10 protein-coding genes are annotated in these 12,250 nt (G+C 60.3%); 5 read left to right on the top strand and 5 right to left on the bottom strand.

Annotated elements, in window-relative coordinates; translation table 11 throughout:
* Positions 1–132: 132 nt before the first annotated feature.
* Entirely contained in the window at positions 133–1,161 is a 1,029-nt protein-coding gene (locus tag M1D43_RS28765) for a GlxA family transcriptional regulator (RefSeq protein WP_164780967.1), read from the bottom strand.
* A 51-nt stretch (positions 1,162–1,212) separates the two neighbouring features.
* On the opposite strand from M1D43_RS28765, the gene M1D43_RS28760 reads away from it, so the two are divergent.
* Positions 1,213–1,758, top strand: coding sequence for a cysteine hydrolase family protein (locus M1D43_RS28760; protein WP_318853480.1), 546 nt, complete (start codon positions 1,213–1,215; stop codon positions 1,756–1,758).
* A 740-nt stretch (positions 1,759–2,498) separates the two neighbouring features.
* Here M1D43_RS28760 and M1D43_RS28755 read toward each other — a convergent pair.
* Complete coding sequence (locus M1D43_RS28755) at positions 2,499–3,449, bottom strand: LysR family transcriptional regulator (protein ID WP_017265248.1); 951 nt, start codon at positions 3,447–3,449, stop codon at positions 2,499–2,501.
* A 115-nt stretch (positions 3,450–3,564) separates the two neighbouring features.
* On the opposite strand from M1D43_RS28755, the gene M1D43_RS28750 reads away from it, so the two are divergent.
* The 3 genes from M1D43_RS28750 (at position 3,565) to ade (ending at position 8,675) form a co-directional block, all read left to right on the top strand.
* Positions 3,565–5,367 (top strand): adenine deaminase C-terminal domain-containing protein, encoded by a 1,803-nt coding sequence (locus M1D43_RS28750; protein ID WP_318853483.1) that lies wholly within the window; start codon positions 3,565–3,567, stop codon positions 5,365–5,367.
* Positions 5,368–5,414: 47 nt separating this feature from the next.
* A complete protein-coding gene (locus M1D43_RS28745; RefSeq protein WP_017265250.1) occupies positions 5,415–6,815 on the top strand; it encodes an NCS2 family permease in 1,401 nt (466 codons plus the stop codon).
* 72 nt (positions 6,816–6,887) lie between these two features.
* Positions 6,888–8,675 (top strand): adenine deaminase, encoded by a 1,788-nt coding sequence (gene ade / locus M1D43_RS28740; protein WP_017265251.1) that lies wholly within the window; start codon positions 6,888–6,890, stop codon positions 8,673–8,675.
* Positions 8,676–8,902: 227 nt separating this feature from the next.
* Here ade and M1D43_RS28735 read toward each other — a convergent pair whose 3' ends face one another.
* The 3 genes from M1D43_RS28735 to M1D43_RS28725 form a co-directional block, all read right to left on the bottom strand.
* Positions 8,903–9,163 (bottom strand): hypothetical protein, encoded by a 261-nt coding sequence (locus M1D43_RS28735; protein ID WP_017265252.1) that lies wholly within the window; start codon positions 9,161–9,163, stop codon positions 8,903–8,905.
* A 35-nt stretch (positions 9,164–9,198) separates the two neighbouring features.
* Positions 9,199–10,092, bottom strand: a complete 894-nt coding sequence (locus M1D43_RS28730; RefSeq protein ID WP_017265253.1) for an arginase family protein — start codon at positions 10,090–10,092, stop codon at positions 9,199–9,201.
* A 136-nt stretch (positions 10,093–10,228) separates the two neighbouring features.
* Positions 10,229–10,657 (bottom strand): Ros/MucR family transcriptional regulator, encoded by a 429-nt coding sequence (locus M1D43_RS28725; protein WP_017265255.1) that lies wholly within the window; start codon positions 10,655–10,657, stop codon positions 10,229–10,231.
* A gap of 127 nt (positions 10,658–10,784) precedes the next feature.
* Here M1D43_RS28725 and M1D43_RS28720 point away from each other — a divergent pair, with 127 nt between their 5' ends.
* Complete coding sequence (locus M1D43_RS28720; RefSeq protein WP_027990347.1) at positions 10,785–11,963, top strand: low temperature requirement protein A; 1,179 nt, start codon at positions 10,785–10,787, stop codon at positions 11,961–11,963.
* Positions 11,964–12,250 lie beyond the last annotated feature (287 nt).

The following is a 12,250-nucleotide window of genomic DNA, read 5'->3' as shown; positions in this document are numbered from 1 at the left end:
CTGAGAGGTTTCAGCAATCCGAGCATAACCGCCGCTCCGATATGCTGCCAATGAGCATCATCGCGGCTGTTGCTCCGATCGACCGAGAAGCGGATTGTGCTGCTGTCAACGGTGTCGAGCGCGCTGACCTCATCAAGTTCCAGGTGACAATTGATGCGAAGTAAAACGCTGACGATACTCGGCAGGGGTCAGCCCAATGATACGGGTGAAGATTTTCCGAAAGGAGCTCGGATCACTGTAGTGTACTTTCCAGGCGATGGCATCGACAGGATCGCGCGTAAACTGGAGTAGGTCGCGTGCCTTATTGATACGCAAACGCTGGACATACTCGCCGGCCGTATGACCGGTTGCCTTTTGGAATCGCCGCATGAAGGTTCGCGGTTCCAACCGTGCATGCTCTGCCAGCACGGCAAGGCCCATGTCCTTCCCGCCGGTGGCCTGAAGCCAGTGTTGAACCTTCAAGATCGCGTCGTCACCGTGATTGAGACGGGGAGAGAAGGCGCTGTAGTAGCTTTGTTCCCTGCCGGGCGGGTCGACGAGGAAGGCTCTTGCTGTTTCGACCATGATCGTCGGGCCGAGAAAACGCTCGATCAGTATCAGGCTGAGGTCGATCCATGCCATCACGCCGCCGGCGGTCAGGATGTCGCCGTCATCGATGATCAGACGGTCCGTGTTTACATTGATGTCGGGAAAACGCGAGACAAGGTGCTCCTCATAGCTCCAGTGGGTGGTCACGGTGCGCCCCGCAAGGAGTCCTGTCTCTCCCAACAAAAAGGCGCCTTTGCAGATTGAGCACAGGCCCGCGCCCTTCGAATGTTCAGAGCGAAGCCAGTCTGCATAGTACCTCGCCTCCCTCTCCGGTAGCGGATCGCCGAGGCCCGGAGGAATGACAATAACAGTCGGACGGTCACCTAGCGATACGGGATCGGACGAGAAAACCCGTTCAGGCGTGCGTTTACCGGTTGCTCGCGTCCAATGACTTACGCGAAGAGGATGACTGACGCCGTGCCGCTGGCGAGCGATGCCTGCGGCGGCGGTCAGAAGATCAGTCATGCCCAATACAGCCGCGGCTTGAGCGCCGTCGTAACGGAGGATTCCGATCTCCAATGTATCTTCCATGCTGTCCATACCGCCCCTGTATTTGTCAATTATGCCACTCATATGGTCGATCGCGATCTGTTAAATCAAGACATAGTCTGGAAAGGATATCCTATGAGCAAGCGTGCGATCATCGTCGTTGACCTGCAGAACGACTACCTGGCAACAGGCAAATTTCCCTTGGTGGGCATTGACACAGCACTTGAAAACGCAGCACGCCTCGTCGACGCGGCTCGTCGGTCCGGCGATCTCGTCGTCAATATCCGCCACGAGAGCCCAGCCGGTGCACCATTCTTCGTGTCGGGCACGGAGGGAGCGGAGATAATTCCCAACATCGCTCCGCAGCATGGTGAAGCGGTTGTCACCAAACGATACCCCAATTCATTTCGCGAAACCGAGTTGGCCTCCCTGCTGTCTTCTGACGGTGTCGATGAAGTGACAGTCATTGGCGCGATGAGCCACATGTGCATCGATGCGACCGCCAGAGCAGCCTCCGATCTCGGCTACAAGACGACGGTCGTTGAAGACGCCTGCGCTACGCGCGACCTCGAGTTCCGAGGCGAGGTCGTGGCCGCCGCGAAAGTCCACGCTGCATATATGTCCGCCCTGGCCTTCGGGTACGGACAGGTGGTTTCGACCCGTGACTATCTGGCAAAGTGATCAATAGTCGACATCGGTTGAGGTATCCGCGGTCAGCTGATGCCATGCAGCTTGGGCCGCAGTAGACCGCGAAGCTCATTTGGTGTCATTTCGCACTCTGCCGGAGCCGACCTTTTGTGCTCGCCAGGGGAAACATCCGATATCGGCGAGAGACGTCGTCCGGTCTGGCTTGCCTATCGGGCGAGCCGGTGTCGTCTGGCTTCTCCAAATGCTCGGGCGAGCGGACTGCGACGCCGAGAGCTCGCTATAGCGAATTGCTTGTGTCCGTCGTTGCCTTCCGCAAGTGGTGCATACGGTGGGAAGCCGCTCGGCGCATCTCGCGACGCACCCAGGAGTTTTCCTCCAGTGGCTGCTGACAATAGAGCGTATCGACCGAAGCCCACACTCTCGCGGACATTCTCGTCAAGATCGCTGCCAGAGCTGATGTGGAGAGTAAGAAGCACCGCAATGTAAGAAAACAATGCGTTGATCATCTACTCGGTTTCGGCGTGTATATGTCCAGTGCCGATTGACGATTGACACAAGCTCCGGGTGTGCTGAGCGTCGACCCGCGGGCCTTCTCAGGCAGTGACCGGGATCTTTTCGCATGGGGCGCGCCCAGGCCGAGTCCCGTCGCCGATACGAATACCGACATTTGACGCGCCAAGGCGACGTAGGAGGTTCTTTGCCGCTTGGAGACAAATGGTGTGGGCGGCATCGGTCGCCTTGGAGCGAGCAATGCTGATCCCGCCGCTCGGCATTTAAAGCTTTTCGCGCGCGATCTTTTCGACGAAATAGCGCGGGATCTGGTCGCGTTCGCGTCGGCGGTAGAACTCCATGCAAAAGCTCACAAAGGCCTTGAATCGGCGGGAGACGTGCCGGCGCCGCGAATAGACAAGGTTGATTGCCATTTCGCGCGACCGCCATTCCGGAAGGACGGGCACCAGAAGCCCGCTCTGGCACTCCGTTTCGACAAAGAAGCCCGGAAGGTAGGCGATGCCCTGTCCGGCGACGGCAAAATATTTGAGGGTCCAGTAGTCGTTCGCTGTCAGCGCGGCAGTGAGCAGGATTTCCGTCTCCGGTCCGCCCGGCCGCGAAAGGTGCCAGGGTTGCAACCTCGTCGTGCTGCGAAAGATCAGGCCCCGGTGGCGCGCCAATTCGTCTTCGCTTGCCGGTTGGTCGTGTTGCGCCAGGTATTCGGGGCTGGCATAGAGGCCGTAGGAAGCCGTTGCCAGCCGGCGGCTGACATAATCGACGTCTGACGGCTCGCCCCAATGGAAGATACCATCCAGCGCCATGTCCGAAACGTCGGTGAACGGCTGGCGGGCGGAGAGGAACACGACGTCGAGGATGATCTGCGGATACTTCATCTGGAAGGCGTAAAGCAATTCGGAGGTGACGGTGGTGCCGAACTCGCCCGTCGAGCCGACCCGCAGCGTTCCCGCCACCTCCTTATGCATTTCGGCCATTGCGGTGACCGCATCGTCACAGCTCGCCCGGATCTTCCGAGCATGGCGCAGGAGTTCCGAGCCGGCATCGGTCAGGTGCAGCTGGTGGCCCTCGCGTACGAACAGCTCGACACCGAATTGGTCTTCCAGTTGGCGGATGCGATGGCTAAGGGTCGACTTCGGCAATCGATGAAGGCGCGACGCTGCCGAAATAGACCTTGCATCCGCTACCTTCACGAAACAATCGACTACTGAAAGGTCCATTGGTCGTTTCCCTTCGTACAACATGTTGGACGATACGTTCGATAATAGGGCTGGTTCGGCCAGTTGTTCAAACATAAACCAACTGGAATACTCCCTTCTGACAAGGGAGGTCTGAATGTCCGACGTTCGAGAATTCATCCGCGCCGCTTCGGGCGGGGAGACCAAGGCGACCGTGGCTGTTTGCGGCGGCCGGCTGGTCAATGTTGTTTCGGAAGAGATCTATCAGGCTGACGTCGCCATCTACCGCGATCGCATCATTGCGGTCGGTGATATCAGTGAATATATCGGGCCGCAGACGGAGATTATCGACGCGGCGGACAGATATCTCACTCCCGGCATGATCGACGGCCATCTTCACGTCGAATGCTCGAAACTGTCGCTGACGAGCTTTGCCAAGGCAGTTCTGCCGCTTGGCACGACCTCAATCGTCTCCGGCCTCGACCAGATCATCGTCGTTGGTGGTCCGGACGCCGCGCGTGAATTCCTCGACGAGGTCAGGCAGACGCCGCTCAAAGTGTTTTGGGGTGCGCCGTGCAAGACGCCCTACACCATGCCGCGCTCCACCGTAGGCCACTATTTCAGCCCGAAGGACCACCGCGATACGCATCATTGGCCGGAATGCGTCGGGATATGGGAGACCGTGCGCGAATTCATCCAGGAGGAGGACGAGGACGTCCTGCAGGCCATAGAGATCGGTCAGGCGAACCGCCTGCCTGTGCTCGGTTGCTGCCCTATGACCCGCGGCGCGCGCCTCAACGGATACATGCAGTCGGGCGTGCGTGCCGATCACGAGAGCTACACCCCTGAGGAAATGGTGGAGAAGCTGCGCGCAGGCATGCACGTCGTCGTGCGTGAATCCTCCATCTCTCACTTTTTGTCCGACAATCTGCGCATCGTCACGGAGATGGGGGTGAAGGCGCTGCGCCGCATCAGCTTCTGCACGGACGATGTGGTAGCCAGCGACATTCTTTCCCGCGGACATCTCGACAACATGGTCCGCATGGCGATGGCCATGGGCATTTCGCCGATGGCCGCCATCCAGATGGCGACGATCAATGGAGCGGAAGCACTGCGCATCGACCACAAGGTCGGTTCGATCTCTCCCGGGCGCACGGCCGACATCCTGATCGTTAACGACTTGCGTGACTTCCGCATCGAGGCGGTCGTGGCAAACGGTACCGTGGCGGCCCGCGACGGGCGTATTGTAGTGAAACTGGTCCCGCCGCAGCGCAGCGCCGGCCTGCTGCGGTCGGTCAAGACTACGCCAGTGACGGCCGCAGACATCGCCGTGCCCTTCACCGGCACGACGCCGTTCGCCGAGGTGCTCGCGATCGCGGTGACGCCGGAGAAGGTTTTCGTGCGCACCCGGCGGGACGTGAGGCTGCCGGTGGTCGACGGAAAGGTCCTCGCCGACGCGAGCCAAAACGTACAATACGTGACGGTCGTCGAGCGCTATGGCAAGACGCTGAACCGCCCCGTCGCCTTCGTGTCAGGCTTCAATCTGAAATCCGGCGCCATCGCCAGCTCCACGGCCCCGGACGACAACAACATCATTTGCATCGGTGCCGATCCCCAGGACATGGCGATCGCCATCAACCACCTCGTCGCCAACAATGGTGGTCAGGTCGTTGTCGATAAGGGCGAGGTCGTCGAATTCCTGCACTTGCCGATCGGCGGCATCGTGTCTGACATCGATCCCGCGGAGATGGCGGCGTTCGAATTGCGCCTGGACGAGGCGGCGCGCAGGCTCGGTTGCGATCTGCCCTGGCCGTTCATGTACATGTTCGTGCTGCAGATCACCGCCATCCCCGATTATGCCATGACCGATCTCGGGGTCGTCGATTGCGTCAATCTGCGGATCATTTCGCCGCTGGCCCCGGATGGGCCTGCCAAGGCGAACACGCTTGCGGCGGAGTAGGAGACCCGTCAAGCGACTCGATGATGTTCAAAATGGGGAGGAACACTATGAACTATCAGTCGAAAGTCGGGGGAGATCCCGCCAGCCCGGAGAAACCCGGGCTCGGCGGCGCCATCGACCGCCTATTTGAGGTCACCCGCAGCGGATCGACGATCCGCACGGAAATCATCGCCGCCCTGACGACTTTCCTGGCAGCGTCCTATGTCATCGTGGTTAATCCCGCGATCCTGCAGAATGCGGGCATCCCCTTTTCCGGAGGGGTCACGGCCACCGTCCTGGTCAGCTTCATCGGCAGCTGCGCAATGGGGCTCTATGCGCGCAGCCCCATTCTCGTCGCGCCTGGCATGGGAATCAACGCCCTCTTTGCCTACACGATGGTAATGGGGGCGAAAGTGCCGCTGGAAATCGCCCTCGGCTGCGTGTTCTGGGCCGGCGTGCTCTTCACTGTCCTCGCCATGCTCAACCTGCGAACGGCCGTCATCGAGGCGATTCCGAAGGATCTGCGCTACGGAATCGCTTGCGGGATCGGCCTGTTCATTGCGCTGATCGGCCTGGAGAACGCCAAGTTCATCGTCGCCAGCCCGGATACGATCGTCGCCCTGACCCAGTTCACGCCGGTCACGCTCACCTTCATCACCGGCTTCATCATCACGGCTGCGCTGGTCGTGCGCCGTATACCGGGCGCAATGATGGCCGGCATGATCATCACCACAGTGCTTGCGATACCGATCGGTCGCCTGTGGGGCGACGGCAGCGCCTTTGCGGGTGGGACGCCGGATGTCTACACGCTCGTCAACTGGAGCGGGCTGTTTGCTGCGCCCGATTTCAGCTTCGTCGGCAGGATCGACCTTCTCGGTGCCCTTCAGGTCGCCTATGCACCGTTCATCTTCGTCTTCCTCTTCACCAACTTCGTGGAGGCGCTGTCGACTTTCTTGGGGCTCGCGGAAGCGGCCAACCTGAAGGACGAGAGCGGGATGCCACGCAACATCAAGGAATCGATGCATGTAGATGCCGTCGCGGCGCTGATTTCCGCACCGCTCGGCACGAGCCCGGCAACGGTCTACTTGGAATCGGGCGCCGGCATCGCGCAGGGTGGGCGGACGGGCCTCGTCGCCTTCATTGCGGGGCTCCTATTCCTGCCGTTCCTGTTCCTCTCGCCGCTTCTTTCGCTGGTGCCGGCGATTGCCACGGCGCCCGTCCTCATCCTCACGGGCCTTTTCATGTCGGAGCCGATGGGGCAGATCAACTGGGCGGATATGGAAGACGCCATCCCGGCGTTTCTCGCAATCGTGCTCATTCCGCTGACGTTTTCGATAACTCTCGGCCTGTCGCTTGCCATCATCGCCTTCGTTTTGATGAAGCTTGCTCTCGGAAAGGTTTCCGAGATCAAGCCCGTCATGTGGTTCGTCGCCGTGCTTGCCGCGATGCTGGTGATGCAGGTTCAATGATCTCCTCCGGTGGTGTCGCGTAGCGGCGCCGCCGGTTCGTATCGGTGCTTGGATTAGGAAGGGTCGGCAGAAATGCTGCAGCCATGGTCTGAAATCGCGCCACGCCTCGTAGATGTCGCGATGGGGCGGAAGCAAGCGGATTTGGTCGTCCGCAACGGCAGGTGGGTGAACGTCTATTCCGGGGAAATCGTGCCGGGCGCCGATGTCGCGATCGTCGGGGGCCGCTTCGCTTATGTCGGTCGCGACGCCGGCCACACAATCGGGGAGGGGACCAAGATCGTCGATGCGGCCGGCCGCTACCTCGTCCCCGGTCTCTGCGACGGGCACATGCATGTCGAAAGCGGGCTGGTGACGGTGACCGAGTTCGCCCGCGCCGTCATTCCGCACGGCACGACGACCATGTTCGTGGACCCTCACGAGATCGCCAACGTGCTCGGCATGGCCGGCGTGAAGCTGATGAACGACGAGGCGCAGACCCTGCCCGTCAACATCTTCGTGCAGGTTCCGAGCTGCGTCCCCAGCGCACCCGGGCTGGAGAATGCTGGCGCGACGCTGAGCGCCGCGGACGTGCGCGAGGCCCTTGCCTGGCCCAACATTATCGGACTCGGCGAGATGATGAACTTCCCCGGGGTTGCTGCGAACGATTCCAAGATGGTTGCCGAAATCGCCGCAACGCGGGCCGCAGGCCTGACGGTCGGCGGTCACTATGCCTCGCCGGACCTGGGCCGAGCCTTCCATGCCTATGCCGCCGGCGGCCCGGCAGACGACCACGAGGGAACCACCGTCGACGACGCGATCGCGCGCGTTCGGCAGGGCATGCGGGCCATGCTTCGTCTCGGCTCGGCCTGGTTCGACGTGGCGGCACAGGTCAAGGCTATTACCGAACGGGGCATCGATCCACGCAATTTCGTGCTCTGCACGGATGACAGCCACTCTGGCACACTGGTCAGCGATGGCCACATGAACCGCGTGGTGCGCCACGCCATAGCTCAGGGCCTGAAGCCGATCACCGCGATCCAGATGGCGACACTCAACACCGCACAGCACTTTGGCCTGGAGAGGGATCTGGGCTCAATTGCCCCGGGACGCCGCGCCGATCTCATCGTGACCTCCGATCTGACCGCCTTGCCGATCGAGATGGTGTTCGTCCGCGGTCGGCTTTTGGCGGAGAACGGCGTGCTGGTTGCCGACATTCCCGCCTACGACTATCCGGCGAGCGCCAAAAACACGGTGAAGCTCGGCAAGAGGCTTGCCCCAACCGACTTCGACATTTCTGCGGCCGGATCGTCGGACGTCGAGGTGCGGGTGATCGGCGTCGTCGAAAACCAGGCCCCGACCAAAGCCTTGCAACGCCGGCTGCCGGTAGAATGCGGCGTAGTGCAGATGGATAGCGCCAGCGACGTCTGCCAGATCGCGCTGGTCGAGCGCCATCGGGCGACTGGCGGCGTGGTCAACGCCTTCGTCTCCGGCTTCGGTTACGACACCCATTGCGCCATGGCCTCAACGGTCGCCCATGACAGCCACCATATGATCGTCGTTGGCACGAATAAGGCTGACATGGCGCAGGCAGCGAACCGACTGCAGGAGGTGGGTGGCGGAATTGTGCTCATTGCCGGCGGGCGTGAACTCGCTCTCGTCGAACTGCCAGTCGCCGGGCTCATGTCGGACGAGCGCGCGGAAATCGTTGCGGAAAAGGCAAGTCGCCTCGTGGAAGCCATGCGCGCCTGCGGCTGCAAACTTAATAATGCCTATATGCAGCACTCTCTGCTGGCGTTGGTGGTGATTCCGGAACTGCGTATCTCCGACGTCGGCCTAATCGATGTTACGCGTTTCGAGAAGACCGAGGTGATCGTTCGTTAGTCGCTATCTCTCCCGTCGGCGTAGGGCGATCATTCTCCAGATCTCAACGACAGTAGCGGACCGATGCGGCCGATGAAGGTGTGCGTCGTGGGGAATGCCCTCCTTTGGGAGCGTATTGTTGCTCAATGCGATCAAGTCGGCTTCGGACAAGATGAGCGCGTGTCCCATGCCCTGAGTTGAGCCGCCTCCAGCGCATAAAATGAGACTACCTGAAAGGCGAAGCACTGTCACAGGCCCGGAGCGACGGCGAACATAATCCCATGTACATCCCGCCAGTAGGCCTCGCACACTTGCGGCGGAATATCGGCGCGCCACCAGCAAAACGCCGTCAACGCCAGTTCGGCAGCGTTCTCACGTTTGGCCGTGTCCATCACAGCAAGCGATTGGTTGGTCTCTATCACAGCCTCGGCACCCCCTTCGGCTCGATTTTCGGAGCTCTGAGAAAAACGAAGAAGGGCGCAAAATGTTGCGCAGTCATCAAACGCCATCCGCTGCGCCGGAAAGCAGACGTTGCTCGTCGTGTTCAGGGCGCTGCTGTTCCGAGGGTTGTGGCCAGTACGTCGGCCAGGTCGCGCCCGGCGCTGCCGTCCTCATCAAGGCGCGGATTATAGATGGTGATCTCGATGCCGACTGCCTTGCCACTCGCCAAGGCAACCCGAAGCGCGGCCCCTAGCTCGTCCCACGACAACCCGCCCGGCATGCGGAAATCCACAGCCGGCATGATGGCGTCGTCGAGGCAATCGGCGTCGAGATGGATGAAGAAGCCGTCCAGTTCCTCTCGCGTCAGGTGGTCAACCGCTTCGCGCGCGGCGGCCTCAATGCCCAATGCGCGCACGGCGGGAAGGTCAATCGCCTTGAGCTCGTTAGGGAGCGGCTGGCTTCCGTACTCCTCCTGATCCTTGTGATCGCGATATGCGAACGCGACAGCGTCTTCGGGACGGACCAGAGGACCGCGACCTTCAATGTCGGTCAGATGTGACGGGCCGTAGCCGGTAACGAGGGCAAGGTCCATGGAGGCGCCCTCACCATTAGGCTCCGCCTCGGGCTGGAAGAAATCGGCGTTGCCGTCGATGAAGAACAGGCCGTAGCGGCCGCGTCGGCGAAACGCGAGCATCGAGCCCAGCACGATCGTGCAATCGCCGCCCAGCACCACCGGAAATTCGCCCGCGGCAAGCACTGCTTCCACCGCGTCGGCGAGCTTGGGCGACCACGCCGCAATTGCCCTGGCATTCAGGATGCCAGTCTCGGGATCGGGCGTAGGCTCCTTCGCCGGCACCGCCAGCCGCTCGGCGTGGCGCGCCTGGATGCGCTCCGCAAGACCGAGATCCAGGAGTTGGTCGGGTAGGCGCTCCACTCCGGCGGTCGCCAGTCCCAACGTGGAAGGGGCTTCGAGAATTGCATAAGGATGGGTCGGCATAGGCGCCTCCGTTAGCGACTACTTTGCGGAGTAGGTCGCTGCCTCGATTTTGTAACCATCTGGACCGCGGACGAACGCCCCATAATAGTTGGCATCGTAGTTCGGCCGCAGCCTCACCGCGCCATCGTCGCTGCCATTATGCATCAGCGGGCGTTGACGCCCGGCTCTTTCCCAGCCCCATCGAGCGTGCGAGTTTCGAGCGCTGCAGGGCATAGTTGCGAGCGGTCATCGGGTATTCGGATGGAAGCTTCCATTTTTCACGATACTGGTCCGGCGTCATACCGTATTTTGTAGTCAAATGCCGCTTGAGAGATTTGAATTTCTTGCCGTCCTCCAAGCAGACGATGAAGTCGTCGGTCACCGACTTCTTGATCGGGACCGCGGGGCGTTGTTCCTCGACTGCTGGCGGGGTCTCCGCTGGTCCAGAAGTTTCGTTCAGGGAGCCGTAGGTTTGCTGGATGAGATAAGGGAGTTCGTCGGGGGCAATGACATTGCGGCTCAAATATGCCGAAACGATGCGGCTGGTGAGTTCAAGTCTCCGTTCGTTTGTGCGCGTTTCCGTCAAAGATCTTCTCCGCAGCCTGTTTCCAATGAAATCGAGCGATGCAGAGTGCAGATATTTCCGTCGGAACGAAGGCGCTATGACCCGCGAGTCGCTAAATATCTCTGCTTGTCATCCTTACGAGGGTCCCATGGCTGAAAACCACCCGCACTGGCTCCGGAAGGAGAATACGGATCAGACAAAGGCGAGCTTTCCTGAACTCTTTTTCGATCTCGTTTTTGTTTTTGCGCTGATTCAGCTCTCCGAGACCCTTTCGGATGATTTCAGTTTTGGCATAGCTGCCGAAGCAGTGCTCTTCATCTTCGCGCTTTGGTGGGTATGGATCCATACGACGTGGGTCATGGATCTTCTGGATACCGAGATCGAACCGGTCCGCCTGCTGCTCTTCACCCTGATGTTCTGCGGCATCGTAATGGCGATTGCGCTGCCCGAGGCCTTCAAAGGCATGGGCCTTGTCTTTGCCGTCGCCTATTCAGCAATGCAGGTCAGTCGGTCGCTGTTCGCACTCTATGCATTCCGAAGAGGCGACCCGGCCTCGTTCATGGCCTTTTTCCGGATCACCGCCTGGCTTACGATTTCGAGCACCTTCTGGATTACGGGAGGCCTGTCGGAACCGCATGTGCGCGTCGTCCTGTGGATCGTGGCGCTCGTTGTGGAATATACAGGTCCGACGGTCCGCTACTGGGTGCCACTTATCGGAGCGTCGCCGCGGGAAACCCTTGATATCGACGGGGAACACCTAGCTGAACGCAGCGCTCTTTTTGTCATCATCGCACTTGGCGAGACCATCCTGACAACTGGCAAACATACGTTCAGCAACCTCGAGACTGAGGGCACGCCATGGGTCCTCTGTTTTTCATTTCTCACCACGGTTCTCATGTGGTGGATCTATTTTCACGACGGGCAGGAACGGGCCGCTGACAAGGCAGAAGGCACGTCCAAACCGCAAACCACCGCGCAGTATCTCTTTACCTATGGCCACCTTCCGATCGTAGGGGGCATCATCTTCACGGCGGTCGGAGAAGATTTCAGCCTGGCGCACCCTTACGAACCGGGAACATACAATTTCGCGCTGGCTCAACTCGGCGGGCCGATCCTGTTCCTGGCAGGGACGATGTGGATGAAAAGGGTGTCATCGCGCGTCCTGCCCTATTCGCATGTCTTTGGCATCGGCCTGCTCACAGCTAGTTTCACGCTTGTGCCATTCGTCGCCAACTTCGTTATCCAGGCGCTCTCAGGTGCGATACTGCTCGTGGTCGCCGTCTGGGAGTATGTCGCGCTGAAGCACCTGCGGCGCAGCGCCGCTTGATTGCCACGGCTTTCGTTTCTGTTGCGCGCTAGAAGCCCCTTCGACGACATCCCCGTCTGCGAGTTCTGGGATCGTGGAAATCCCAGAGGGCTTCGCCCAAGGTTCAGGGCGCCGCTGCAACAAGGGCAGCTTTGTTGACTCCGTCTTCCGCTCGGCCGAAAACAGACTTCTGCTTCCAGAAGGAGATCATCTGATGGCTGAAGAGAATAGTACAGTCCTCAATGACAGGCTTGTCGTGGCGGACGCCACGGAAAGACACCGACGACAGAAGAGTATACTGCTGTCGA

This window comes from Ensifer sp. R1-3, from assembly GCF_056739175.1.
The sequence above is the reverse complement of the archived record's forward strand: the minus strand, read 5'-3'. Positions and strand labels throughout refer to the sequence as shown.